24 protein-coding genes are annotated in these 24348 nt (G+C 63.5%); 8 read left to right on the top strand and 16 right to left on the bottom strand.

The genetic code is table 11. The annotated features are described in order from the left end of the window. Window positions 1–286 precede the first annotated feature (286 nt). Window positions 287–1084, bottom strand: a complete 798-nt coding sequence (locus NKH98_RS11150; protein WP_254817834.1) for a transporter substrate-binding domain-containing protein — start codon at window positions 1082–1084, stop codon at window positions 287–289. A gap of 256 nt (window positions 1085–1340) precedes the next feature. Further along, window positions 1341–1880 carry a 50S ribosomal protein L19 gene (rplS, locus tag NKH98_RS11145; protein ID WP_254817835.1) on the bottom strand — a complete coding sequence of 180 codons (540 nt, stop codon included), beginning with the start codon at window positions 1878–1880 and terminating at the stop codon, window positions 1341–1343. Between the two features lie 356 nt (window positions 1881–2236). Between rplS and NKH98_RS11140 the strand changes: the two genes are divergently transcribed. Next, entirely contained in the window at window positions 2237–2989 is a 753-nt protein-coding gene (locus NKH98_RS11140) for a sulfite exporter TauE/SafE family protein (RefSeq protein ID WP_023679781.1), read from the top strand. Here NKH98_RS11140 and trmD read toward each other — a convergent pair. Both trmD and rimM read right to left on the bottom strand, forming a co-directional pair. Next, a complete protein-coding gene (gene trmD, locus NKH98_RS11135; RefSeq protein ID WP_352751445.1) occupies window positions 2971–3669 on the bottom strand; it encodes a tRNA (guanosine(37)-N1)-methyltransferase TrmD in 699 nt (232 codons plus the stop codon). The two genes, NKH98_RS11140 and trmD, sit on opposite strands and share 19 nt — an antisense overlap. Beyond that, complete coding sequence (gene rimM, locus NKH98_RS11130; RefSeq protein ID WP_352802821.1) at window positions 3666–4265, bottom strand: ribosome maturation factor RimM; 600 nt, start codon at window positions 4263–4265, stop codon at window positions 3666–3668. Before rimM ends, trmD begins: the two co-directional genes overlap by 4 nt. A 115-nt stretch (window positions 4266–4380) precedes the next feature. On the opposite strand from rimM, the gene NKH98_RS11125 reads away from it, so the two are divergent. Then, window positions 4381–5319: a tyrosine recombinase XerC gene (locus tag NKH98_RS11125; RefSeq protein WP_254817838.1), complete on the top strand. Its 939-nt coding sequence runs from the start codon at window positions 4381–4383 to the stop codon at window positions 5317–5319. A gap of 85 nt (window positions 5320–5404) precedes the next feature. Further along, on the top strand, window positions 5405–6472 hold the full coding sequence (locus tag NKH98_RS11120) for a TraB/GumN family protein (RefSeq protein WP_352802152.1): 1068 nt from the start codon (window positions 5405–5407) through the stop codon (window positions 6470–6472). A 373-nt stretch (window positions 6473–6845) separates the two neighbouring features. Here NKH98_RS11120 and NKH98_RS11115 read toward each other — a convergent pair whose 3' ends face one another. The 10 genes from NKH98_RS11115 to mdh form a co-directional block, all read right to left on the bottom strand. After that, window positions 6846–7175, bottom strand: a complete 330-nt coding sequence (locus NKH98_RS11115; protein ID WP_352898341.1) for a hypothetical protein — start codon at window positions 7173–7175, stop codon at window positions 6846–6848. 58 nt (window positions 7176–7233) lie between these two features. Next, window positions 7234–8640 carry a dihydrolipoyl dehydrogenase gene (lpdA, locus tag NKH98_RS11110; protein WP_352898340.1) on the bottom strand — a complete coding sequence of 469 codons (1407 nt, stop codon included), beginning with the start codon at window positions 8638–8640 and terminating at the stop codon, window positions 7234–7236. Window positions 8641–8658: 18 nt separating this feature from the next. After that, a complete protein-coding gene (locus NKH98_RS11105; RefSeq protein ID WP_352898338.1) occupies window positions 8659–9414 on the bottom strand; it encodes an SDR family oxidoreductase in 756 nt (251 codons plus the stop codon). Next, complete coding sequence (locus tag NKH98_RS11100; RefSeq protein ID WP_502894229.1) at window positions 9411–9866, bottom strand: hypothetical protein; 456 nt, start codon at window positions 9864–9866, stop codon at window positions 9411–9413. The genes NKH98_RS11105 and NKH98_RS11100 overlap by 4 nt, the downstream gene beginning before the upstream one ends. Window positions 9867–9961: 95 nt before the next feature. Continuing rightward, entirely contained in the window at window positions 9962–11263 is a 1302-nt protein-coding gene (gene odhB / locus NKH98_RS11095) for a 2-oxoglutarate dehydrogenase complex dihydrolipoyllysine-residue succinyltransferase (RefSeq protein ID WP_352738341.1), read from the bottom strand. A gap of 29 nt (window positions 11264–11292) precedes the next feature. Next, window positions 11293–14280, bottom strand: coding sequence for a 2-oxoglutarate dehydrogenase E1 component (locus tag NKH98_RS11090; protein ID WP_352898336.1), 2988 nt, complete (start codon window positions 14278–14280; stop codon window positions 11293–11295). A gap of 131 nt (window positions 14281–14411) precedes the next feature. Continuing rightward, complete coding sequence (sucD, locus tag NKH98_RS11085) at window positions 14412–15314, bottom strand: succinate--CoA ligase subunit alpha (protein WP_352479658.1); 903 nt, start codon at window positions 15312–15314, stop codon at window positions 14412–14414. 49 nt (window positions 15315–15363) lie between these two features. Next, window positions 15364–15735, bottom strand: a complete 372-nt coding sequence (locus NKH98_RS11080) for a cupin domain-containing protein (RefSeq protein ID WP_254817847.1) — start codon at window positions 15733–15735, stop codon at window positions 15364–15366. A gap of 4 nt (window positions 15736–15739) precedes the next feature. Further along, window positions 15740–16933 carry an ADP-forming succinate--CoA ligase subunit beta gene (gene sucC, locus NKH98_RS11075; protein WP_352898334.1) on the bottom strand — a complete coding sequence of 398 codons (1194 nt, stop codon included), beginning with the start codon at window positions 16931–16933 and terminating at the stop codon, window positions 15740–15742. Between the two features lie 41 nt (window positions 16934–16974). Beyond that, window positions 16975–17943 (bottom strand): malate dehydrogenase, encoded by a 969-nt coding sequence (mdh, locus tag NKH98_RS11070; RefSeq protein WP_352898332.1) that lies wholly within the window; start codon window positions 17941–17943, stop codon window positions 16975–16977. 232 nt (window positions 17944–18175) lie between these two features. Here mdh and NKH98_RS11065 point away from each other — a divergent pair, with 232 nt between their 5' ends. Beyond that, window positions 18176–18604, top strand: coding sequence for a GNAT family N-acetyltransferase (locus NKH98_RS11065; RefSeq protein WP_352898330.1), 429 nt, complete (start codon window positions 18176–18178; stop codon window positions 18602–18604). Between the two features lie 34 nt (window positions 18605–18638). Here NKH98_RS11065 and zapE read toward each other — a convergent pair whose 3' ends face one another. Together zapE and NKH98_RS11055 are read right to left on the bottom strand one after the other, a co-directional pair. Beyond that, window positions 18639–19841 carry a cell division protein ZapE gene (zapE, locus tag NKH98_RS11060; RefSeq protein ID WP_352898328.1) on the bottom strand — a complete coding sequence of 401 codons (1203 nt, stop codon included), beginning with the start codon at window positions 19839–19841 and terminating at the stop codon, window positions 18639–18641. A gap of 144 nt (window positions 19842–19985) precedes the next feature. Continuing rightward, complete coding sequence (locus NKH98_RS11055) at window positions 19986–20525, bottom strand: protease inhibitor Inh/omp19 family protein (RefSeq protein WP_352898326.1); 540 nt, start codon at window positions 20523–20525, stop codon at window positions 19986–19988. Window positions 20526–20840: 315 nt separating this feature from the next. Between NKH98_RS11055 and NKH98_RS11050 the strand changes: the two genes are divergently transcribed. From NKH98_RS11050 to mtaB, 4 genes are all read left to right on the top strand, one after another. Beyond that, a complete protein-coding gene (locus NKH98_RS11050; protein WP_352898324.1) occupies window positions 20841–21851 on the top strand; it encodes an MBL fold metallo-hydrolase in 1011 nt (336 codons plus the stop codon). A 71-nt stretch (window positions 21852–21922) separates the two neighbouring features. Beyond that, the gene (locus NKH98_RS11045) at window positions 21923–22084 is read left to right on the top strand and encodes a DUF1328 family protein (protein WP_031195454.1); all 162 of its coding nucleotides are present in this window, start codon (window positions 21923–21925) and stop codon (window positions 22082–22084) included. Between the two features lie 74 nt (window positions 22085–22158). After that, on the top strand, window positions 22159–23043 hold the full coding sequence (gene dapF / locus NKH98_RS11040) for a diaminopimelate epimerase (RefSeq protein WP_352898322.1): 885 nt from the start codon (window positions 22159–22161) through the stop codon (window positions 23041–23043). Then, window positions 23043–24344 carry a tRNA (N(6)-L-threonylcarbamoyladenosine(37)-C(2))-methylthiotransferase MtaB gene (gene mtaB, locus NKH98_RS11035; protein WP_352898319.1) on the top strand — a complete coding sequence of 434 codons (1302 nt, stop codon included), beginning with the start codon at window positions 23043–23045 and terminating at the stop codon, window positions 24342–24344. The genes dapF and mtaB overlap by 1 nt, the downstream gene beginning before the upstream one ends. Window positions 24345–24348 lie beyond the last annotated feature (4 nt).

The raw sequence follows: 24348 nt of genomic DNA, 5'->3' as shown, positions 1-24348 counted from the left end.
GAAACCCCAAACAAGGGGGCGGAGCTCACAAAGACGAGCGAAATCCCTGCGATCCCGCCCCATCCAAACATCCCCGGTTACTGCGCAACAGGCCCTCAAGGGGTGAGATCGGCAGCTTTGACCTCGCCGCCCGTTCTGCAACACTGAAAATTAGCGAAAACCGATGCGAAATCCGATCTCCCCCCTTGCGGGAGAGATGGCCGGCAGGCCAGAGGGGGGTGTACGAGCGCAGAGTCAGCGCGAGTTCCCGCGCAAGATCGTCATGAAATGCGCGCCACAAGCGGGCCTACTGCCCCATCTTGTAGTCGAGGAACCACTTCTTGTTGAGCGCGTCGAGCGTGCCGTCGGCCTTGAGCGCGGCGATCGCCGCGTTGACCGGCTTCACCAGATCGGAGCCCTTGGGGAAGATGAAGCCGAAATCCTCGGTGCCGAGCGGCCCGCCGATCAGCTTCAGCCCGCCATTGGACGCATCGACATAGCCCTTGCCGGCAGTGCCGTCGGTGAGCACGACGTCGACGTCGCCGGCCTTCAGCGCCTGCACCGTCGCGCCGAATGTCTCGAACAGCTTTATGCGCGGGTTCTGCTCATTGCCGTCGAGCACGCTGTAGACGGCGGTGTAGAACGGCGTGGTGCCGGCCTGCGCACCGATCAGCCCGTCCTTGAAGGCAGCGAACGTCTTGGCATCGGTGAAGCGTTTCTCGTCGCCGCGCACCAGCATGAACTGTTCCGAGCGCATATAGGGATCGGAGAAATCGACCTTCTGCTTGCGGTCGTCCTTGATGGTGATGCCGGTCATGCCGATGTTGTATTGGTTGTCGGAAACCGCCTGGATCATCGCGTCCCACGAGGTGTTCTGGTACTCGACCTTGAAGTTCAGCCGTTTGGCGATCTCGTTCATCGCGTCATATTCCCAACCGATCTGCTTACCGGTCTTGGCATCGATAAACTGCAGCGGCGGATAGGCGTTTTCGGTCACCACCACCACTTTCCTGCCGCCAAGATCGGGCAGCGCCTGCGCCAGGGCCGCGATGGGCACGAGAAGGCAAGCCAGCAGGCCGGCCAGCAGCAGTTTCGATTTGGTCATGACACGCTCCCCAAGAACTGAACCGCCTCGATCGACCGAGGCATGCAGGAAATCCGGCGCAGACTTTAGCTTTCCGCAGGCGCCTTGCAAGCCGCTCCGATGCGCCGCTCGGCACGAAAATGAGTTTCCGATGCTTTCAATGGCGGCATTACGGAACGATCCGTATCGATTGCGGACCGGCAAAAATCGAATCCACCTCGCACAACAAAAAGGCGGCCGAAGCCGCCTTTCCGAAACCATGGGTTTTAACGACGCCTTATTCGGCGGCAGCTGCTTCCGCGGCCTTGGCGGCCTCGTCGGCGGCCTTCTTCTCGGCGGCGTCCTGCGCGGCCTTCTCGGCGGCCAGCGCCTGGGCGGCGGCCACCTTCTCGGCCTCGATACGCGCCTTCTCGGCGTTCAGCGCATCGCGCTCTTCATCGTTGAGCTTGCGGGCGCGCACGCCGGTGTTTTCCGAAATACGGGCCGACTTGCCGCGACGGTCACGCAGATAGTACAGCTTGGCGCGACGCACCTTGCCACGACGCACGATCTCGACGCCCTCGACCATCGGCGAATAGACCGGGAACACACGCTCCACGCCTTCGCCGTAGGAGATCTTGCGGACGGTGAAATTTTCCTGGAAGCCGGCGCCGGCGCGGGCGATGACGACGCCCTCATAGGCCTGGACGCGGGTGCGAGTGCCTTCGGTCACACGGACCTGGACGCGCACGGTGTCGCCGGGCTGGAATTCGGGAAGCTTGCGCTTGGCTTCGATCTTGGCGGCCTGCTCGGCCTCGAGCTGACGGAGGATGTCCATCTCAATAATCCACTTCTTGTTCTTCCGACAGTCAGAGCGTCCGACACTCGCCTTGCAGTCGCATCGACCGCTCGGCTATGCCCTTCGTTCGAGAACTTCTGTTCGAGAACATCGGGCAGGGGCGACTACACCGTCACTGTTGACGGGTCCGGGAGAATTTTCTTCCGGTTCGGCGCGCACATACAGCTATTTCGGCGCTTTGTCACGCCTTCGCTGGCTCTTTTTTGGCGCTGCTTCTTTTTGGCTGGCGCCGCTGTGGCAATCCCGTGATCGCTTGTGGTCCAGGGGGTTGCGCCCGCGCGTCAAGCTTTCTAAGCCGGAAGATAAGCATTTTTCCTCCAGCGACGACACCCCTCATGCCAATCTTGGACGCGGTCCTGCTCTTTCTCGCCGGCTTTCTATCAGGTGCGGTCAACGCCGTTGCCGGCGGCGGCACGTTCATAACCTTTGGCGCCATGACCCTGGCCGGCCTGCCGCCGATCGTCGCCAACGCGACATCGTCGGTGACGCAATTTCCTGGCTATATCACCTCGACGCTGGCCTATTGGCACGACATCAAGCATTTCTGGCGCGGCGCACTGCTGCTCAGCCTCATTTCGGCTCTCGGTGCGCTGTCTGGCGCGCTCATCCTTCTAGGCCTCGACAACCCGTCGTTCCGCGCCTTGGTGCCGTGGCTGCTGCTGGCGGCAACAGCGTTGTTCGCTGCCGGACCATGGCTGAAGCCGGCGCCCAAGCCGGAGCATGAGGCCGCGGTGGGGTCGCTGGTCGGGTCGCTGGCGCAGTTCGCCACCGCCGTCTATGGCGGCTTCTTCGGCGCCGGCATGGGCGTCATGATGCTGGCGACGCTCGGTCTAACCCAGTCCGGCGATTATCATCGGCTGAACGCATTGAAGAACATGCTGGCCGTGGTCATCGCTGCGGTTGCCATCCTGGTCTTCGTCTCTGGCGGCGTCATCGCCTGGCTGCAGGCGATCATCATGATCCCGGGTGGCGCGCTCGGCGGCTATGCCGGCGTCTGGATCGCCAGGCGCGTGCCGCAGAACGCGGTGCGCGGCTTCGTCATTGCCGTCGGCCTGTTCCTGGCCTTCTACTATTTCGATAAGGGCTGAGCGGCTAAAAGATCCGGCCGTCGCTCCTTCGTCAGCCTCTCCGCTTCGGCCCGCCGCCACGCCGCGATCTTGCTGTGATTGCCCGAAATCAACACTTCGGGAATCGGCCGGCCCTCGAATTCCTGCGGCCGCGTATAATGCGGATGTTCGAGCAGGCCGTTTTCAAAGCTCTCTTCCTCGCCCGATACCGCATTGCCCATCACGCCGGGTAGCAGGCGCACCACGGCGTCGAGCAGCACGAGTGCCGCCGGCTCGCCGCCGGACAGGATGAAATCGCCGATCGAGACTTCCTCGAGGCCTCGCGATTCGATGACCCGCTGGTCGACGCCTTCGAAGCGGCCGCAGACGATCACCGCACCCGGCCCGGCGGCGAGCTCACGCACACGGCGCTGTGTCAGCGGCTTGCCGCGAGGGCTCATCAGCAGGCGCGGACGTGGATCGCCTGCCGGCGAGGCATGGTCGATAGCGCTGGCCAGCACGTCTGCCCGCATCACCATGCCGGCGCCGCCGCCGGCCGGCGTGTCGTCCACGGTCCGGTGACGATCGCGGGCAAAGTCGCGGATCTGGATCGTTTCGAGCGACCAAATGCCGGTGTCGAGCGCGCGGCCGGCTAGCGACAGGCCAAGCGCGCCGGGAAACATCTCGGGATAGAGCGTCAGCACCGAAGCCGAAAAACTCACCGGTTGCCTCCGGCGTCCCTCGGCCCGCGCGGCCTGCCCTTGGGGTCGAAGCTGTCGCGCTCGGCGGATTCTCCGTCCTCGTCCTCGACCAACCCTGCCGCAGCCGGATCGATGCGGACAAAGCCGCCGGCGATCGACACTTCCGGAACAGCGGCCTGCGTGAACGGGATAAGCACGCCTTTGCGCCCCGCCAGCGTCACGTCGAGAATGTCGCCGCCGCCAAAATTATGCACGGCGACGACCTTGCCGATAATGGCACCGGTGTCGTCCTTGACCTCCAGCCCGACGAGATCGGTGTGGTAAAATTCGTCCTCTTCGCCCTCATCAGGCAACACCGAACGGTCGACGAACAATTCGGTGCCGGCAAGCGCCTCGGCGGCATTGCGATCGTTGACGCCTTTGAAGCGCACCACCACGACGGTGTTGGCAGGCCTGATGTCGACGATCTGGAAGGCGCGGCCATCCCTGGCGTAGAGCGGCCCGTAATCGGCCAGCGCCAGCGGGTCGCCGGTAAAGCTCTTGACGCGCAATTCGCCCTTGATGCCGTGCGCGGCACCGATCACGGCCATCTGGACGGGGTTTTGCGGTTTGCTCATCTGCGGAAAATCCTTTGCCTTGCTCTAACCCCAGCCCATCGTCATTTCAATGATGCCGCTCTTCACCGCTTCCTAACCCGCATGCCGGAAGATCGCGGAGAACTGGAAGAGCGCAATGCAGGAATTCCTCATACCGGCAAAACCCGATCTTCAGGCGGCGCGCGAGGCCTGGCTGAAGATGCTGGCGCGCGAACGCCGGCTGTCGCCCGAAACCGTCGAGGCCTATGAGCGCGACACGCGCCAGTTCCTGCATTTCCTGACCGGCCATTGCGGCGGCTCGCCCGGTATTTCAGACATCGCCGATCTGCGCCCAGCCGATCTGCGCGGCTTTCTCGCTGCCCGCCGTGCCGAGGGCGCCGGCGCCCGCACGCTCGGGCGCGGGCTGGCCGGCATCCGCTCGCTGCTGCGTTTCCTGGAACGGCGCGGCCTCGCCAATGCGGCAGGTGCGGCAGCCTTGCGCGCACCGCGGCAGCCGAAATCGCTGCCCAAGCCGCTGACCGCAAGCGATGCAAAACACGTCGTCTCGGTGGAAGGCCAACTGGCGGAGGAGCCGTGGATTGCCGCGCGCAACGCCGCCGTGCTGACTCTGCTTTATGGGTCCGGCTTGCGGATCTCCGAGGCGCTCGGCCTGTCGGGCGCCGATCTGTCCTCACCTGGTGATACTGTGCTGCGCGTCACCGGCAAGGGCGGCAAGACGCGGCTGGTGCCGGTGCTGCCGGTAGCGCTGCGGGCGATTGCCGAATACCGCCGCCTCTGCCCCTGGCATCTCGATCCCAAGGGCCTGCTGTTTCGCGGTGCCCGCGGCGGCCCGCTCAACCCGGCGATCGTCCAGCGCGACATGGCCAAGCTGCGCTCGGCCCTCAACCTGCCCGACACGGCGACGCCGCATGCGCTGCGCCATTCTTTCGCCACGCATCTGCTTGGGCGCGGCGGCGACCTGCGCACCATCCAGGAGTTGCTCGGCCACGCCAGCCTGTCGACAACCCAGATATACACCGGCGTCGACACCGCGAGGCTGCTCGAGATTTACGAAGCAGCTCATCCTCGTGCGTGATGGACGCTTGAATAGGTGACGATCTCGCAACAATTTTGATGCGCTGATTAACCGTTTTGCCGCTTTTTGCGCCTACAAGCGCAGCATGAAACGCCTCATCGCCATCGCCGACCGCGCGACCCAAGTGTCGCTGAAGCTGCTCGTCGCGCTCAACGCCCTGTTTTTTCTCTCCTTCCTCATCATCGCGCTGCTCGCCGCGGGCAAGGCACGCGCCGAGGCCCCGGCCTGCACCGGTACCGATATGCTGAGCGCGCTGCAAAAGAACGACCCGGCTGGCTACCGCAAGATCGAGGCGGACGCGGCAGCAACGCCGAACGGCAAAGGCTTGCTGTGGAAGCTGGAAAAATCGGGCGAAAAACCGTCCTTCCTGTTCGGCACCATGCACCTTACCGACCCGCGCGTCACCACGCTGCCACCCGCCGCGCAGAAGGCATTTGATGCGGCTGGCACCGTCATCATCGAAACCACCGAAGTGCTCGATAAGCAGAAGATGATGGCAGCATTGCTGAAAGAGCCGGATCTGATGATGTTCACCGACGAGACGACGCTTTCGTCGCTGCTGTCGCCGGAGGACGCGGCGGTGGTCGACAAGGCGCTCGACGCGCGTGGCATCCCGCCAGCGACCGTCGCCAAGATGAAACCTTGGTTGCTGTCGGCGATGGTGGCGCTACCAGCATGCGAAGTCGCCCGCCAGGCTGGCGGCGCGCCGGTGCTCGACGTCAAGCTTGCCAAGGACGCCGAGGCTGCGGGCAAATCAGTCGAGGGGCTGGAGACAATCGCCGACCAGCTGCGCGCCATGGCTTCGCTACCGATCGCCTTTCACCTGAAGGGTCTGGTCGATACGCTGAAGCTTGGCGACAAGGTGAACGACGTCAACGAAACCATGATCGTGCTTTACCGCCGTGGCGACACTGGCATGTACGTACCGCTGTTTCGGGCTGTCGTCCCCGAACAGGTCGACGACCAATCGGGTTACGCCGAATTCGAGCAGACCATGATCACCAGCCGCAACAGGGTGATGGTTGATCGTGCAGCGCCGATCCTCGCCCACGGCAATGTCTTCATGGCGGTCGGCGCCATGCACCTTCCCGGAGCGCAAGGCTTGGTCGAGGGTTTCCGCAAGACCGGCTATACTGTGACTGCCGTCAACTGAACAACACGGCGGAGTTGCACACCGAATCATCGCCAAGCCTGGGTCAACCCCTGCTCGTGGCGCGACGGCGGACCAGCCGCGCTTCGTGCCAAGAAACTGAAAAAGGTTCGGTTTGGCTTGATCGAACCCATTTTGCGGTGGAAATGCATGCCTGCAAGCGATTCCGGATCAGAATTGCCCTGTTTTCGGCGTTTTCAACGCCTAATGTGAAACTGATTCAACGATTGTACGTTGATGGCTATTACTTGATGTTTTTCATCCACGGAGGACACTTTTATGGCGAACACACCCAATCCGAACGACCCATTCACCTCGCCGGGCTCCGCACGGCCAAGCGGCGGCGGCAGCGGCTGGCTGATTGCCCTGGTCGTCGTTATCCTGGCAATTGTCGCCTATTATGTTTTTGGAAGACGTAGCGAGGCACCTGCGCCTGCCGAACCGCCCGCAGCCAGCACACCAGCTCCGGCCCCAGCGCCCGCCGAGCCGATGAAACCAGCCGAACCGGCTCCTGCGCCAGCTCCGGCAACACCGGCTCCGGCTCCGGCTCCGGCAGAACCCGCTCCTGCTCCGGCCCCTGCGCCGGCCCCGGCACCAGCACCAGCACCTGCCCCGGCTCAGTGATCAAACTGCTGATTTGATATAAGAACGGCCCGCTGAAAAAGCGGGCCGTTTTGTTTTTGGGAGCAGCCGTCGAGGGCTTCATCCCTGGGGTGACGAAGCGCGGATGTTTCAGCCAAAATCTAAGGTTTGCGATTCACCGCTCAGATATGGATCGGCTTGAAGAACGTCGCCAGTGCCGCCTCCTTTACCGCTTCCGACATAGTCGGATGGGCGTGACAGGTGCGGGCTAGGTCCTCCGACGAGCCGCCAAATTCCATCAGCACGGCCGCCTCGTGGATCATCTCGCCGGCGCCGAAGCCGACGATGTGGACGCCGAGCACACGGTCGCTGGCCTTGTCGGCCAGGATTTTCACAAAGCCGTCGGTGTGCAGCATGGCGCGCGCCCGTCCATTGGCGCTGAACGGGAATTTTCCGGCTTTGTAGTCGACGCCGGCCTTTTTCAATTCTTCTTCGGTCTTGCCGATCGAGGCGATTTCCGGCGTGGTGTAGACGACGCTCGGAATCACGTCATAGTTCACATGCCCGGCCTGGCCGGCGATGGTTTCGGCCACCGCCACGCCCTCGTCCTCAGCCTTGTGTGCAAGCATCGGCCCGGCGATGACATCGCCGATGGCGTAGATGCCGGGCACGTTAGTCCTGAGATGACCGTCGGTCTTGACCCGGCCGCGCTCATCGACGTCGACGCCTGCCTCCTTCAGCTCGAGAGCGTCCGAATAGGCCCGTCGTCCCGTCGCAATCAGCACCGCGTCCGCCTCGATCGTCTCGGCTGCTCCGCCCTTGACCGGCTCGAAGGTGACAATCGCCCCCTTCCTGGCCTTGGCGACGCCGGTCACCTTGGCACCCAGCCTGAACTCGAAGCCCTGCTTCGACAGCAGGCGCTGGAACTGCTTGGAGACCTCGCCATCCATGCCGCCCAGTATGGTGTCGAGGAACTCGACCACGGTGATCTTGGCGCCAAGCCGCGCCCACACCGAGCCGAGCTCCAGACCGATGACACCGCCGCCGACCACCACCAGATGGCCCGGCACCTTGTCCAGCGACAGCGCGCCGGTCGACGAGATGATCACCTTCTCATCGAAATCGACCTCGACGCCGGGAATGCCGGCGACGTCGGAGCCTGTGGCGATGACGATGTTCTTGGTCTCGATCTCCTCGACCTTGCCGTCATCGGAGGTCACCGACACCTTGCCGGCCGCAACTACCTTGCCGGTGCCACGAAAACTGTCGATCTTGTTCTTCTTGAACAGGAAGGCGACGCCATTGACGTTGGCCGTTACCGTCGCATCCTTGTGTGCCATCATCTTCCCAAGGTTGAGCTTGGGCGCGCCGATCTCGACGCCGAGCGCCTCGAAGGAATGGCCGGCCTCGGCAAACATCTCGGTCGCATGCAGCAGCGCCTTTGACGGGATGCAGCCGATGTTGAGGCAGGTGCCGCCGAAGGTCGGGTTCTTTTCGACCACCGCCGTCTTCAGACCGAGCTGCGCCGCCTTGATGGCGCAGACATAGCCGCCTGGTCCCGATCCGATGATAACGACATCATAGGCCATGATACTGTCCCTTTTGCTTTAGCGGCCGCCGCCGATTTCCAGATTGGCGCCTGTTGTGTAGGACGCCTCGTCCGACAGCAGCCACAGAATTGCGGCTGCGACTTCCTCGGCGGTGCCGACGCGCTGCATGGGCACCACCTTGCGCATTCTCTCGGCGCGATCCGGCTGACCGCCGGAGGCATGAATTTCGGTGTCGATGATGCCCGGGCTGACCGCGTTGACACGAATGCCTTCGCCGGCCACTTCGCGGGCAAGCCCGATGGTGAAGGAATCGAGCGCGCCCTTCGAGGCGGCGTAGTCGACATATTGACCCGGCCCGCCAAGCCTTGCCGCGATCGAAGAAACATTGGCGATGGCGCCACCCTCGCCGCCATGCCTGGTCGACATCCGCTTCACCGCCTCGCGGGCGCAAAGCATCGGCGCAATCACATTGATGCGCATCATGCGCTCCAGCCGTGCAGCGCTAAGCCCGTCGACGCGCGCGCTCTGGTCGACCACGCCGGCATTGTTGACGAGCGCGTCGAGCCGACCGAAACGGCCATCGACAGCCTCGAACATGGCCAATACGTCCGTCTCGCTGCCGACATCGGCCTTGACTGTGAAGGCTTCTCCGCCAGCAGCCTCGATGTCGGCGACCACCGTTTCGGCGGCTTTTGCATTCGACGCGTAATTGACCGCAATGCGATAGCCGGCCTTGGCGGCAAGCCTGCATGTAGCGGCGCCAATGCCGCGGCTGCCGCCGGTCACCAGCAGGATCTTTCCGCTCGCGCTCATTCCTGACATCCCTTCAGGGCAAAGACGTCCCAGGGCACCCTGGAAAAGCCGTTGGCGCCATAGGCCGCCGACATCTGCAACGACGCTCCCAAGTCCGGCAAGATCAGCTTCTTCGGCGCATCCTTTCCTTCGCCCGGCAGCAACGCGATATTGCCCTGGTCGTCGGCAGTGTAGATGACGCCCTCCCACACCGTGCAGGCGGCGAGCTCGTCGCCGGTGACGTCGCCGGCCGGGCATTTGTACATCAGCGAGCCGTGCGGCCGCGCCACGCCCTCCGTCCACATGACGATGCCGTCGAGCACGACGCCGTTGTCGAGCACCATCTTGAAGGTATTGGTGACGGTAGCCGACTCCATGGTCGGCCTGAAATCGATCTCGGCGGCGTTCTCAGGATCGCCATAGACGGCCAGTTCGAGCGGGCAGGCGGCGAGGGCCGCGGAGACCGTCTGCACGCCGAGTGCGCAGATTGTGACAAACAAACCGGACCGGAAACGGCACGAACTCATCCGGCGGCGCAGATCCATGCTCCGGCCCACGTCGGCCGCCCCTAGAGGTCGAGCACCAGCCGCTCAGGATCCTCCAGGCTTTCCTTGACCCGCACCAGGAAGGTCACCGCTTCCTTGCCGTCGACGATGCGGTGGTCGTAGGACAGCGCCAGATACATCATCGGCCGGATGACGATCTGGCCGCCGACCACCACCGGCCGCTCCTGGATCTTGTGCATACCCAGAATGCCGGACTGCGGCGCATTGAGGATCGGCGTCGACATCAGCGACCCGTAAACGCCACCGTTGGAAATCGTGAACGTGCCGCCTTGCATATCGGCGACGGAAAGCTTGCCGTCGCGCGCCGCAAGCCCCAGCCTGCCGATGTCCTTCTCGATTTCGGCGATGGACATCTGGTCGGCATTGCGCACAACCGGCACGACAAGGCCTTTCTCTGTACCGACGGCAACGCCGATATGAGCGTAGTTCTTGAAGATGATGTCGGTGCCGTCGATCTCGGCATTGACCGACGGGATCTCCTTCAGCGCATGGGTGACGGCCTTGGTGAAGAAGCCCATGAAGCCGAGCTTCACGCCGTGCTTCTTCTCGAACACGTCCTTGTATTTGCTCCTCAGCGCCATCACCGCGCTCATGTCGACCTCGTTGAAGGTGGTCAGCATGGCGGCGGTCGATTGCGCTTCCTTAAGGCGGCGCGCAATGGTCTGGCGCAGCTTGGTCATGCGCACACGCTCCTCGCGCGACGCATCGTCGGCAGCGGACGGCGCGCGCGCGGCAACGGGTGCCGGTACAGGCGCGGCCTTGGGCATTTCTGCCGGCTGCGACGGCGCGCCCCTGGCGATAAGGTCGAGCACGTCGCCTTTCAGCACCTGGCCGCGCTTGCCCGAGCCCGACACCTGGTCGACCGCGAGATTGTGCTCGGCCAGCAGCTTTGCCGCCGACGGCGCCGGCGGCATGGTGCGTGTCTCGATCGCGCCGGCGTCACCGGCAATCTTGGCGGTCTCGGCCGCAGCCTGCTTGACGCTCGAGGCTGCAGTCGGAGCCGAGGCCTGCGACACCGCCTCCTGCTTCGTTGCCGGAGCGGCGGCGGCATTGGCTGCCGCGCCGGCGCCTGCCGAAATCGTGCCGAGCAGTGCGCCGACGCCGACCGTCTCGCCTTCCTTGACGGCGATCTCGGCGAGCGTGCCCGCGGCGGCGGCCGGCACTTCCACCGTCACCTTGTCGGTTTCGAGCTCGACCAGCGGCTCATCGGCGGCGATCGCGTCGCCGACCTTCTTGAACCACTTGCCGATGGTCGCCTCGGTGACGGATTCACCAAGTGTCGGGACGCGGATTTCGGTTGCCATTGTGCCTGTCCGTTTCTTTCGGTTCTGTTCTATTCACCAAGCGCGTCGTCGAGCAAGGCGGCAAGCTGGGCGAGATGCTTCGACATCAATCCGGTCGCCGGCGAGGCGGCGGCCGGCCGGCCGGTATAGCGCACCCGCTGATGCTTGGCGTCGATATGCGCCAGCACCCATTCGAGATACGGGTCGATGAACGACCAGGCGCCCATGTTCTTGGGCTCCTCCTGGCACCACACCATCTCGGCATTACGGAAGCGCGACAGTTCGGTGATCAGCGCCTTGGCCGGGAACGGATAGAGCTGCTCGACGCGCAACAAATAGATGTCGTTGATGCCGCGCTTCTCGCGCTCTTCGTAGAGGTCGTAATAGACCTTGCCCGAACAGAGCACGACACGGCGGATTTTCGAATCCTTGGTGAGCTTGATGGCCTGGCCTGACAGCAGCTGCGCGTCGTCCCACAACAGCCGGTGAAAGGCGCTTTCGCCCGACATTTCCGGCAGCGTCGACACCGCCCGCTTGTGGCGCAGCAGCGACTTCGGCGTCATCAGGATCAGCGGCTTGCGGAAGTCCCGCTTCAATTGCCGGCGCAAGATGTGGAAGTAATTGGCCGGCGTCGTGACGTTGGCGACCTGCATGTTGTCTTCGGCGCAAAGCTGCAGGAAGCGCTCGAGCCGGGCCGACGAATGCTCGGGCCCCTGGCCTTCATAGCCATGCGGCAGCAGGCAGACGAGGCCCGACATTCTGAGCCATTTGCGCTCGCCCGACGAGATGAACTGGTCGAACACCACCTGGGCGCCGTTGGCGAAGTCGCCGAACTGCGCTTCCCACAGCGTCAGCGCCTTCGGCTCGGCCAGCGAGTAGCCATATTCGAAGCCGAGCACGGCCTCTTCCGACAGCATCGAGTTGATGACCTCGAAGCCGGCCTGCGCCGCCGACAGATTGTTGAGCGGGATATAGCGTGTCTCGTCGCGCTGGTCGTAGAGCACGGAATGGCGCTGCGAGAAGGTGCCGCGCTCCGAATCCTGTCCGGACAGCCGGATCGGATTGCCGTCGAGCAGGATGGCGCCGAAGGCCAGCGCCTCGGCCGTCGACCAGTCGATGCCTTCGCCGGACTCGATCGCCTGGCGGCGATTGTCGAGGAAGCGGATGATCGTCTTGTGCGCCTCGAAATCCTTCGGCACGTCGGTCAGTTTCTTGCCGATTTCCTTCAGCGTCTTGACCGGCACGGCGGTCTTGCCGCGCCGCTGTTCGTCCTGGTTGTCGGCCGAGCGCAAGCCGGACCACGCGCCGTCCAGCCAGTCGGCCTTGTTCGGCTTGTAATGCTGGCCGACCTCGAATTCCTGCTCGAGATGCGCCCGCCAATCGGCCTTCATCTTTTCGAACTCGGCCTGGGTGATGTGGCCTTCGGAAATCAGCCGGTCGGCATAGATCTGCACCGTCGTCTTCTGGTTGCGGATCTTGCGATACATGATCGGCTGGGTGAAGGCGGGCTCGTCGCCCTCATTGTGGCCGAAGCGGCGGTAGCAGAACATGTCCACCACGACAGGCTTGTGGAACTTCATGCGGAATTCGATCGCCACCTTGGTCGCATGGACTACGGCTTCCGGATCGTCGCCGTTGACGTGGAAGATCGGCGCCTCGATCATCTTGGCCACGTCGGACGGGTAGGGCGACGAACGCGAAAAGCGCGGGTTGGTGGTGAAGCCGATCTGGTTGTTGATGATGAAATGCAGCGTGCCGGCGACGCGGTGGCCGCGCAGGCCGGACAGGCCGAGGATTTCGGCAATCACGCCCTGGCCGGCAAAGGCGGCGTCGCCATGCAGCAGCAAGGGCAGCACCTTGGCACGCTCTTCCAGCGGCACGATCTCCTCGCGGCTGCGGCCGAACAGATAGTCCTGTTTGGCGCGCGCCTTGCCCATCACCACCGGATCGACGATTTCCAGATGCGAGGGATTGGCGGTCAGCGACAGATGCACCTTGTTGCCGTCGAACTCGCGATCCGACGAAGCACCGAGATGGTACTTCACGTCGCCCGAGCCTTCGACCTCGTCGGGCGCGGCCGAGCCGCCCTTGAACTCGTGGAAAATGGCGCGGTGCGGCTTGGCCATCACCTGTGACAGCACGTTCAGCCGGCCGCGATGCGCCATGCCGAGCACGATCTCCTTCATGCCGAGCTGGCCGCCGCGCTTGATGATCTGCTCCAGCGCCGGGATCAGCGACTCGCCGCCATCAAGGCCGAAGCGCTTGGTGCCCTTGTATTTGACGTCGATGAACTGCTCGAAGCCTTCGGCCTCGACCAGCTTCTGCAGGATCGCCTTCTTGCCGGCTGCGGTGAAGGAGATCTCCTTGTCGGTGCCCTCGATGCGCGCCTGGATCCAGGCTTTCTCCTCGGGGTCGGAAATATGCATGAATTCGACGCCGAGCGTCGAGCAATAGGTCCGGGTCAGGATGTCGAGCATCTGCCGGATGGTGCCGAATTCCAGCCCGAGCACATTGTCGAGGAAGATCGGCCGGTCGTAATCGGCTTCGGTGAATCCGTAATTCTCCGGCGACAGCTCGTTATAATCCTCGAGCGGCTTGGCAATGCCAAGCGGATCGAGATTGGCGTGGAGGTGGCCGCGCATGCGGAAGGCGCGGATCATCATGATGGCGCGGACGGAATCGCGCGTCGCCTGATGCACGTCGGCGTCGGAAAGCGCTGCGCCGTTGCCGGCTGCCCTGTCCTTGACCTTCTTTTCGATGTGCCTTTCGACCAGGCCCCAATTGCCGTCCAGCGCCGAGACCAGCTCGCCATTGGCCTGCATCGGCCAGGAGGGCTTGGCCCAAGAGGCCCCCTTGGCGTTCCTGCGCACGTCGCCGGCGTCATCCTTCAGCGCCGCGAAGAAATCCTGCCATTCGGGATCGACCGAAGCGGGATCGTCCTCGTAGGCGGCATAGAGCGCGTCGATATAATCGGCATTGCCGCCATAGAGGAAAGAGGTAAGCGAAAACTGGTCGTTGGCCTGATCTTGTCTTGCCATTTTTGTCCGCGGAGCCGCGCTCCGTCTCCTTTTCAGAGCGAATAGAGAGTAGCGAATAGCGAGTAGGGATTTTCCCTGGTTCGCGCCGTTACTCTGTTCTTACCTATTCGCTATTCACTACTCGCTACTCACTAACCTTTGATCGCCTCGACCAGCGTCGTGCCGAGCCGGGCCGGCGATGGCGAAACCTTGATGCCGGCCGATTCCATCGCCGCGATCTTGTCTTCGGCACCGCCCTTGCCACCGGAGATGACCGCGCCGGCATGACCCATGGTGCGGCCGGCCGGCGCGGTGCGCCCGGCGATGAAGCCGGCCATCGGCTTGCTGCGGCCGCGCTTTGCCTCGTCCTTGAGGAACTGCGCGGCGTCTTCCTCGGCCGAACCGCCGATCTCACCGATCATGATGATCGACTTGGTCTCGTCGTCGGCGAGGAACATCTCCAGCACGTCTATGAACTCCGTGCCTTTGACCGGGTCGCCGCCGATGCCGACGGCGGTGGTCTGGCCGAGACCGACATTGGTGGTCTGGAACACCGCCTCATAGGTAAGCGTTCCCGAGCGCGAAACAACGCCGACGGAGCCCTTGCGGAAGATGTTGCCGGGCATGATGCCGATCTTGCATTCGTCGGGGGTCAGCACGCCGGGGCAGTTCGGCCCGATCAGCCGCGATGTCGAGCGGTCGAGCCTTGCCTTGACCTTGATCATGTCCATCACCGGTATACCCTCGGTGATGCAGACGATCAGCGGGATCTCGGCCTCGATCGCTTCCAGGATCGCTTCGGCCGCTCCTGCCGGCGGTACGTAGACGACCGAAGCGTTGGCGCCGGTCCTGGCCTTGCCTTCGGCAACGGTGGAAAAGATCGGCAGCGTCTCGCCCTTGGCGCCGGTCCAGGTCTCGCCGCCCTTCTTGGGGTGGATGCCGCCGACCATCTTTGTGCCGTGATAGGCGAGCGCCTGTTCGGTGTGAAACGTGCCGGTTTTGCCGGTCAGGCCCTGCACCAGCACCTTGGTGTTCTTGTCGACGAGAATGGACATGGTGGTCCTTTTTAAAAACCGTTGATCGGGGAAGGCCGCGCGCTCATGGTCACAACCGCTTCAGGTCGGCGACGGTGAGGTCGCTTTTGGCGTTGCCGGTGTTGAGCGTCGTCGCCGGCTCGAACATCAGCACGACAGGTTCCTCGCTCAGCGAGCGCGGCCGGTGCTCGACGGCGCGCGGTACGACGATGAACTCGCCGCTGCCAAGTTCCACCGTGCCGTCGCGGAAATCGATGGCGATGCGGCCCCGCAGTACCAGGAACGCTTCGTCCTCATTATCATGTGCGTGCCAGTCGAAGACGTCGCCGAACTTGGCGATCTTGACCTGGCTGTCATTCACGTCGCCGGCAATGTGCGGATCGAACACCTTCTTGATCTTCGCATCGGCCGCTTCGACGAGGTTTATCTTATGCGGAGGCACAGACTCAGCCCTTCACCGCCGCGACAATCTTCTTGGCTGCGTCATCGAGGTCATCGGCCGAAACCACGTTCAGTCCGCTGTCGTTGATGATCTTCTTGCCGAGCTCGGCATTGGTGCCTTCCAGCCGCACCACCAGCGGCACTTGCAGGCCGACCTCCTTGACTGCGGCGATGACGCCCTCGGCGATAATGTCGCACTTCATGATGCCGCCGAAGATGTTGATCAGGATGCCTTTGACCGCCGGATCCTTGGTGATGATCTTGAACGCCGCCGTCACCTTTTCTTTCGACGCGCCGCCGCCGACGTCGAGGAAGTTGGCGGGCTCGGCGCCGTAGAGCTTGATGATGTCCATCGTCGCCATGGCGAGGCCGGCGCCGTTGACCATGCAGCCGATATTGCCGTCCAGCGCGACATAGGCGAGGTCGTATTTCGACGCCTCGATCTCCTTCTCGTCCTCTTCGGTGGTGTCGCGCAATTCAAGCACGTCCGGGTGACGGAACAGCGCATTGTTGTCGAACGACACTTTTGCGTCGAGCACGCGCAGCCGGCCGTTCTTCATGGCGATCAGCGGGTTGACCTCGAGCAGGCTCATGTCCTTTTCGACAAACGCCTTGTAGAGGATCGGAAACAGCCTGCCACCATCCTTGGCGGCGTCGCCGTCGAGCCTCAGTGCGGCGTTGAGCTTCTTCACATCGTCGGCCGTCACGCCCTTTTCCGGGTCGATGGCGACGGTAATGATCTTTTCCGGCGTGTCGTGGGCGACCGCCTCGATGTCCATGCCGCCCTCGGTCGAGACGACGAAGGCGACGCGCCCGACCGAGCGGTCGACCAGGATCGACAGATAGAGCTCGCGCTCGATGTCGGCGCCGTCCTCTATATAGAGGCGGTTGACCTGCTTGCCGGCCGGGCCGGTCTGCTTGGTGACCAGCGTATGGCCGAGCATCTCCTTGGCGTTGGCGACGACCTCGGCCACCGACTTCGCCAGCCTGACGCCGCCCTTGGCATCGGGCCCGAGTTCCTTGAACTTGCCCTTGCCGCGGCCGCCGGCATGGATCTGGCTTTTGACCACATAGAGCGGGCCGGGCAGCGCCTTGGCGGCAGCTTCCGCCTCGCTCGCCTTCAACACCGGCACGCCCTCGGCCACGGGTGCGCCAAAGCCTTTCAGCAGCGCCTTGCCCTGATACTCATGGATGTTCATGCGCTATGTCTCCAGCTTGCTTGGCGGGCTTGGTTACCGGCTTACTTGGCCGCGAGATGTGGAGCGATCTTGACGCAGGCGTCGCACAGGCCCTGCACCGCCGCGACCGAATTGTCGAACATCTTCTGCTCGTTCTTTGTGAGCTCGACCTCGATGATCCGCTCGACGCCGCCGGCGCCGATCACCACGGGAACGCCGACATAGGTGTTCTTGACGCCATATTGGCCGGAGAGGTACGCCGCACAGGGCAGCACCCGCTTCTTGTCCTTGAGATAGGCTTCGGCCATGGCGATGGCCGAGGCGGCCGGCGCATAAAAGGCAGAGCCGGTCTTGAGCAGGCCGACGATCTCGGCGCCGCCGTCGCGGGTGCGCTGCACGATCTGGTCGAGCCGCTCCTTCGAGGTCCAGCCCATCTTGATAAGGTCGGGCAACGGGATACCGGCAACCGTCGAATAGCGGATCATCGGCACCATGGAATCGCCATGGCCGCCGAGCACGAAGGCGGTGACGTCCTCGACCGAGACCTTGAATTCCTCGGCCAGGAAATAACGGAAGCGCGAACTGTCGAGCACGCCGGCCATGCCGACGACATGGCTCTTGGGCAGGCCGGAAAACTTCTGCAGCGCCCAGACCATGGCGTCGAGCGGATTGGTGATGCAGATGACGAAGGCTTTCGGCGCGTATTTCTTGAGGCCGGCGCCGACCTGCTCCATCACCTTCAGATTGATGCCCAGAAGATCGTCGCGGCTCATGCCGGGCTTGCGCGGCACGCCGGCGGTGACGATGCAGACGTCGGCGCCCTCGATGCCGGCATAGTCGTTGACGCCGGTCAGCCTGGAGTCGAACCCATCGACCGGCGACGACTGCGCGATGTCCAGCCCCTTGCCTTGCGGGATGCCTTCGGCGATATCGAACAGCACGACGTCGCCGAGATCCTTGAGGCCGACCATGTGGGCGAGGGTGCCGCCGATCATGCCCGAGCCGATGAGCGCTATCTTGTTGCGTGCCATGTCAGGATGTTTTCCCTTTGACTATGACGGCGCCCAAATCCTTGACGATTTGATGACGGCGTCGGAGGAAGAGGCCGGAATGCTGCGGAACCGCGAAATTCGCCGCACGCAATAGCCCCGGCCGCACAAAAATTCAAACGATTATTTTGCAGTGAATAATTTCAATCGGTTAGAAACAATGGGAATTACGTAAACGTCAAAATTCTGAAGCCGACTAGAGGAATTCTACACAATGGCACTGGAAATCAGAAGGCTGTTTCCTGGCGATGACGCTCTTTTGATGCGGGTTGCCGACGAAGTCTTCGACGAGCCGGTCAGGCCGGATCGGCTCTCCGCCTATCTCGCGGAGCCCGGTCATTTCATGGTCGTGGCCCTCGCCGACGGCATCGTCGTTGGCCAATGCGCAGCCGTCATCCACCGCCACCCTGACAAGGTGAGCGAACTCTACATAGACGAGGTCGGCGTGGCGCCGGCCTTTCAACGCCAGGGCATTGCGACGAGGATGCTCGGCGCCATGTTCGCACTCGGTTGCGAGCATGGCTGTGAGGAGGCGTGGGTCGGCACCGAGCCGGACAATGTTACTGCTCGCGCACTTTACGAGTCGCGAAAAGAGCTGCATGGGCCGGCGGAGGGGTTCGTCATGTATCTTTATCGGTTGTAGGCGCCGGCAGCAGCGGCCTCTTCTGTACTATCCCTCACGCCTGAGCCTGCCGTGCCTCGGTCGATGATCCCTGCGCCCTCTGCCTCTCCGCCCAGTTCTCCAGCCAGTCGTGGCTCTGCATCTCGATCAGCCGCGATGCGGTGCGCTCGAACTCGAAGACTTCGTTGCCGCGCTTGGCCGTATAGAGCTGCGCCGGCGGTGCCGCGGCGCTCATCACCAGCCGTACATGATGATCGTAGAGCGTATCGACCAGCAGGATGAAGCGCTTGGCTTCGTTGCGCTTGCCTTCGCCGAGCACCGGCACCCGGTCGATGACGATGGTCGAGAAACGGCGGGCAATGGCAAGATAGTCGCGGGCCCCGAGCGGCCTCTCGCAGAGATCGGCGAACGAAAACCGCGCCGCCTCGCCGGCAGTACGCGGCACCACGACGTGTCGGCCCTTAACCGTCAGCATCGTCTCGGCCGTCGGCCTGCCATGCGTCATCACCGCCCACAGCTCGTCGAGCGCATGGTCGGCGGCGGCATCGGCCGGGGTGATGTAGACCGGCATGCGGCTGAGCTTGTCCAGGCGGTAATCCTTGTCGGCGTCCAGCGCCAGCACGTGCGCGTGGCGCTCCAGGATAGCGACAAACGGCAAAAACAACTGACGGTTCAGGCCGTCGCGGTAGAGATCCTGCGGCGCGACATTGGAGGTGGCGACCAGCACCACGCCATTGGCAAACAACGCCGAAAACAACCTGGACAGGATCATCGCATCGGCGATGTCGGTGACCGAAAACTCGTCGAAGCACAGCACCCAGGCTTCCTCGGCAAGCGCGCGCGCCACCGGCGGGATCGGGTCGTCCTCCTTGACCGTACCCTCTTTACGCGCCTGCCGGTGCTTCTGGATGCGGTCCTGCACGTCGGCCATGAAATCGTTGAAATGCACGCGGCGCTTGCGCCGCACCGGCAGCAGCTCGAAGAACATGTCCATCAGCATGGTCTTGCCGCGGCCGACGCCGCCATGGATATAGAGGCCCTTGACCGCCTCGCGCCCCTCGCGCTTGCGGGCGAACAACCACCCCAGCGCGCTTGATTTATGCGCCAGCCGCTTTGCCGATATCTCGTCGATCAGACGGTCGAGCGCAGCGGCGATCCGCTCCTGCGCCGGATCGCGCCCGATGGCGCCCGTCTCGACCAGATGGTCATAGCGCTGCTTGACGGTCGCATGGGTCTGGAGGCCGTCACGCAGATGCATCGGTCACGTCGTTCCGGAGCAATTCCAAGAAAAGTGTGTTGCGGTTTTCTGTCCGGAATTGCGTAAAAAACAAAAGAGAGCAATTCCAGGAAAAGGGTGTAGCGGTTTTCTGCCCGGAATTGCGTAACAATGGGGGCCGTTCTCTTACCTTGTAAGCGAGATCGGCAGCCCGTTGGAAGTCTGGCCGTCGAATTTCTCGCCGCCCGAGGAATAAAGCCGTGCCAGCGTGCCGCCATTCTCGTCATAGAGCGTCAGTTGCTTGCCGGCGACGTTCCAGGATTTGATGCCGTCAAGCGGCGCCGGGCAATGCAGCGGTCCGGCGCGGTAGCCCGACCCGAATTTGGTCTGCGGCGTCGCCACCTGACAGCTCTGGCCGGACACGCTTGCTTTCCACACACCAGCGACGCTTGAGGCGGTCAGGTCGGCCGCACCGGCCGGCGCCGTCCCGTCGGGCGGCAGCGAGGCGACCTGCGTGTTCTGCGGCGCAGTCGGAAATTTCGACGGGTCGGCCGCGCCGGGTGTCGCCGGTGGCGGCAGCTGGTTTGCAGTCACCTTGCCGGCGGGCGCAGCTTCCAGCGGCGCCGGCTGCTGCTCGTCCATCGATGAGAACCGTGAGGTTGAACAGCCGCTCGCAACAAGCACGGCCAGCGATACGGCCAGCAGGCCGGTTTTCGAAAATTTCATTCTTCAACCTCCGTCGGATCGAGCTGGGGAAGCCGTCCGCGCAATGTCCCCCTCACCAAGATGGAGAAGGTGGCGAAATTTCAACCCGATATGGTTAAAATACGGTTTGCGCCGCTAATGTTGCAAATTTGTCGCAAAATGCACATTGCCTGAATTGCGTTGCGCCTTGGCCTTTTGGCCGCCCCCTCCGGTTGATGCGATACGGCGCGCTGGCGTCAAATCCTTCGCGTTTCCTTGGCGTTCACCTCAAATGCTTGTGCGGGCGGGCTCCGGCATTATCTCTTGGCGATCAGCAAACTGCAGGGAGCCGATTTCTTGGCCGCGAGAAAGAGAGCCGCCAACCGCTATTACAGCGGGCCGCCCAGCGATCATTTCGACGGCACCTTGTTCTTCAATCCCGGCGGACGGCCGCCGGGTCGCTTTGCCGATCTGTTGAAGTGGCAACTGAGCCGCGAGCGCTCGAAATGGCCGACGGCGGATCCGAGCCCGTTTCCGCCGGCAAGACCGGTCCAGCGCATCGATGGTTCTGCGCTGCGCCTCACCATGGTCGGTCATTCCTCGCTGCTCGTCCAGACAGCAGGCCTGAACATCCTGACCGATCCGGTCTGGTCGCGGCGTGTCTCGCCGCTCTCCTTCGCCGGGCCGAAACGCGTCAATCCGCCGGGCATCGCCTTTTCGCATTTGCCGCCGATCGACCTCGTGCTGGTCAGCCACAACCATTACGACCATCTCGACCTCGCCACGCTGAAGCGCCTGAAGGCAAGACACGACCCGCTGCTGCTGACGCCGCTCGGCAACGACACAATCATCGGCGCCGCCGTGCCCGGCATGCGGCTTTCCGCGCATGACTGGGGCGACCGGCTCGATATCGGCGATGGCGTCGCCGTCCATGTCGAGCCGGTGCATCACTGGTCGGCCCGCGGTACTCGCGACCGGCGCATGGCGCTGTGGGCGGGTTTCGTCGTCGAGACACCCGACGCAAAGATCTATTTCGCCGGCGACACCGGCTTCCATGGCGGCATCAATTACCGGCTGATGGCGCAAAAGCACGGTGGCTTCCGCCTCGCCATCCTGCCGATCGGCGCCTACGAGCCGCGCTGGTTCATGGCGCCTCATCACCAGGATCCGGAAGAGGCGGTGCAAGGCATGCTTTTGTGCAACGCCGCCTATGCCGCCGGCTGTCACTGGGGCACGTTCCGGCTCACCAACGAGCCGATCGGGGAGCCGCCCAGAAAGCTCGGCGAAGCGCTCGATGCTGCCGGCCTGCCGCGGCAACGTTTTCGCGCCTTGCGGCCGGGCGAAGTCTGGGACGTACCGGAGGTTTAGCGCGGCGGAACCTGAGGCATCACATAGACGTTTGTAGGTTGTTCAAACCTGTCGGTTGCGAGGTGCCTCTTATGATCAGGTGGATTATCATTCTTTTGATTATCGCGGCCGCGGCGAGCCTGCTCGGCATGCCGGCACTGGCCGGAGCCGCCGCCACCGGCGCGCGCATCCTCATCGGCATCGTGCTGATCATCTTCCTGCTGATCGTGCTTGGCGTCTTCGCGGTGACGTGAAAATCACGCCGCGCTGGTAATTTCTGCCGCTATCCGCCATATAGGCGCCAAACCGGCAAGAGACCTTTCGATCGATGGCAAGCGCGGCCCCTTTCGCCAAGATGAACGGCATCGGCAACGAAATCATTGTTGCCGATATGCGTGGCCGTGCCGATCGCGTGACGTCTGCGGCAGCCGTCGCGCTCAATGCCGACACGTCGACCCGGTTCGACCAGATCATGGCGATCCACGACGCCAGGACGCCGGGCACCGCCTTTTTCATCGATATCTTGAATTCGGACGGGACCAGCGCGCAAGCTTGCGGCAACGGCATGCGCTGTGTCGTCCAGGCGCTCGCCGCCGAGACCGGCCAGAAGACATTTGCCTTTGAAACAGTCGCCGGCATCCTAAACGCCGAGGAACATGCCGACGGAATGATCTCGGTCGACATGGGCAGGCCGCGCTTTGGCTGGCAGGACATCCCGCTGGCCGAGGAATTCCGCGACACCCGCATGATCGAGCTGCAGATCGGCCCGATCGATGCCCCGGTGCTGCATTCCCCGTCGGTCGTCTCGATGGGCAATCCGCACGCTATCTTCTGGGTCGACCGCGACGTCTGGTCCTACGAGCTCGAGCGCTTCGGCCCGCTGCTCGAAAACCACCCGATCTTCCCCGAGCGCGCCAACATCACCATCGCGCAGGTGACTTCGCCGGAGACCATGATCATCCGCACCTGGGAGCGCGGCGCCGGCCTGACCAGGGCCTGCGGCTCGGCCGCTTGCGCCGCCGTGGTCGCCGCGGCCCGCACCCGGCGCACCGGCCGCAGCGTCACACTGATGACGCCCGGCGGCGGCTCGCTGCATGTTCTGTGGCGCGACGACGACCACGTCATCCTCACCGGTGCCGCCGAATGGGAATTTTCCGGCAGCTTCGATCCGTCGACCGGGGCGTGGGCGCGCGACACCGAAAGCGCCGCCTGATGGCTCCTCTTGGCAACAAGGGCATCGAGGTCGTCACCTTCGGTTGCCGGCTGAACACCTATGAATCCGAGGTGATGCGGCGTGAAGCCGAAAGTGCGGGCCTCGGCGGCCTCGAAGGCGGCGCCATCATCTTCAACACCTGCGCCGTCACCGGCGAGGCTGTACGCCAGGCCAAGCAGTCGATCAGAAAAGCCCGCCGTGAGAACCCGGCCGCCCGCATCATCGTCACCGGCTGCGCCGCGCAGACCGGCCCGCAGGATTTCGTCGCCATGCGCGAGGTCGACCTCGTCCTCGGCAATGAGGAAAAGCTGAAGGCGCATTCCTATCGCGCGCTGCCGGATTTCGGCGTCAACGACACCGAAAAGGCGCGCGTCAACGATATTTTTTCGGTACGCGAGACGGCCGCCCACATGGTCGACGCCATCGAGGGCCGGGCACGCGCTTTCGTCCAGGTGCAGAACGGCTGCGACCACCGCTGCACCTTCTGCATCATTCCCTACGGTCGCGGCAATTCGCGCTCGGTGCCGATGGGCGCCGTTGTCGAGCAGGTCAAGCGACTCGTCGGCAATGGTTATGCCGAGATCGTGCTGACCGGCGTCGACATGACCAGTTTCGGCGCCGACCTGCCTAGCGCACCGAAGCTCGGCAAATTGGTCAAGACCATCCTGAAGCAGGTGCCGGACGTGAAACGCCTGCGGCTTTCCTCCATCGATTCGATCGAGGCCGACGACGATCTGCTGGACGCCATCGCCACCGAGCCCAGGCTGATGCCGCATCTGCATCTGTCGCTGCAATCGGGTGACGACATGATCCTGAAGCGGATGAAGCGCCGGCACAGCCGCGACCAGTCGATCCGCTTTTGCGAGGATGTGCGCAAACTGCGCCCCGGTATCGTTTTCGGCGCAGACATCATCGCCGGCTTCCCGACCGAGACGGACGCAATGTTCGAAAACTCGCTGGAGATCGTCGAGGAATGCGGCCTGACGCATCTTCATGTCTTCCCGTTTTCGCCGCGCGAAGGCACGCCCGCCGCGCGCATGCCGCAGCTCCGCCGCGACGTCGTCAAGCAACGCGCGGCACGCCTGCGCACCGCCGGCGAGGCCGCCTATCGCCGCCATCTTGCCTCGCTCGCCGGAACGCATCAATCGATCCTGGTCGAGCGTGACTGCCTTGGCCGCACCGAGGGGTTTACGCTGGCAGTGTTGTCGGCGGGCGCGCCTGGCGACATCGTCGAGGCTGATATCGCCGGCCATGACGGTGTCAGACTGATCGCCGCGCCGCTTGCCGCCCGCGGCGTCTGAGAGC

Source organism: Mesorhizobium sp. M0833, assembly GCF_040319905.1.
GTDB lineage: Bacteria > Pseudomonadota > Alphaproteobacteria > Rhizobiales > Rhizobiaceae > Mesorhizobium.
The sequence above is the reverse complement of the archived record's forward strand: the minus strand, read 5'-3'. Positions and strand labels throughout refer to the sequence as shown.

Excerpts from the sequence above, each read along its gene's own strand:
- NKH98_RS11150 (WP_254817834.1), bottom strand. The coding sequence starts at position 1,084 with ATGACCAAATCGAAACTGCTGCTGGCCGGCCTGCTGGCTTGCCTTCTC.
- rplS (WP_254817835.1), bottom strand. The coding sequence starts at position 1,880 with ATGGACATCCTCCGTCAGCTCGAGGCCGAGCAGGCCGCCAAGATCGAA.
- NKH98_RS11140 (WP_023679781.1), top strand. The coding sequence starts at position 2,237 with ATGCCAATCTTGGACGCGGTCCTGCTCTTTCTCGCCGGCTTTCTATCA.
- rimM (WP_352802821.1), bottom strand. The coding sequence starts at position 4,265 with ATGAGCAAACCGCAAAACCCCGTCCAGATGGCCGTGATCGGTGCCGCG.
- NKH98_RS11125 (WP_254817838.1), top strand. The coding sequence starts at position 4,381 with ATGCAGGAATTCCTCATACCGGCAAAACCCGATCTTCAGGCGGCGCGC.
- NKH98_RS11120 (WP_352802152.1), top strand. The coding sequence starts at position 5,405 with ATGAAACGCCTCATCGCCATCGCCGACCGCGCGACCCAAGTGTCGCTG.
- NKH98_RS11115 (WP_352898341.1), bottom strand. The coding sequence starts at position 7,175 with ATGAAGCCCTCGACGGCTGCTCCCAAAAACAAAACGGCCCGCTTTTTC.
- lpdA (WP_352898340.1), bottom strand. The coding sequence starts at position 8,640 with ATGGCCTATGATGTCGTTATCATCGGATCGGGACCAGGCGGCTATGTC.
- NKH98_RS11105 (WP_352898338.1), bottom strand. The coding sequence starts at position 9,414 with ATGAGCGCGAGCGGAAAGATCCTGCTGGTGACCGGCGGCAGCCGCGGC.
- odhB (WP_352738341.1), bottom strand. The coding sequence starts at position 11,263 with ATGGCAACCGAAATCCGCGTCCCGACACTTGGTGAATCCGTCACCGAG.
- NKH98_RS11090 (WP_352898336.1), bottom strand. The coding sequence starts at position 14,280 with ATGGCAAGACAAGATCAGGCCAACGACCAGTTTTCGCTTACCTCTTTC.
- sucD (WP_352479658.1), bottom strand. The coding sequence starts at position 15,314 with ATGTCCATTCTCGTCGACAAGAACACCAAGGTGCTGGTGCAGGGCCTG.
- sucC (WP_352898334.1), bottom strand. The coding sequence starts at position 16,933 with ATGAACATCCATGAGTATCAGGGCAAGGCGCTGCTGAAAGGCTTTGGC.
- mdh (WP_352898332.1), bottom strand. The coding sequence starts at position 17,943 with ATGGCACGCAACAAGATAGCGCTCATCGGCTCGGGCATGATCGGCGGC.
- NKH98_RS11065 (WP_352898330.1), top strand. The coding sequence starts at position 18,176 with ATGGCACTGGAAATCAGAAGGCTGTTTCCTGGCGATGACGCTCTTTTG.
- zapE (WP_352898328.1), bottom strand. The coding sequence starts at position 19,841 with ATGCATCTGCGTGACGGCCTCCAGACCCATGCGACCGTCAAGCAGCGC.
- NKH98_RS11055 (WP_352898326.1), bottom strand. The coding sequence starts at position 20,525 with ATGAAATTTTCGAAAACCGGCCTGCTGGCCGTATCGCTGGCCGTGCTT.
- NKH98_RS11045 (WP_031195454.1), top strand. The coding sequence starts at position 21,923 with ATGATCAGGTGGATTATCATTCTTTTGATTATCGCGGCCGCGGCGAGC.
- dapF (WP_352898322.1), top strand. The coding sequence starts at position 22,159 with ATGGCAAGCGCGGCCCCTTTCGCCAAGATGAACGGCATCGGCAACGAA.
- mtaB (WP_352898319.1), top strand. The coding sequence starts at position 23,043 with ATGGCTCCTCTTGGCAACAAGGGCATCGAGGTCGTCACCTTCGGTTGC.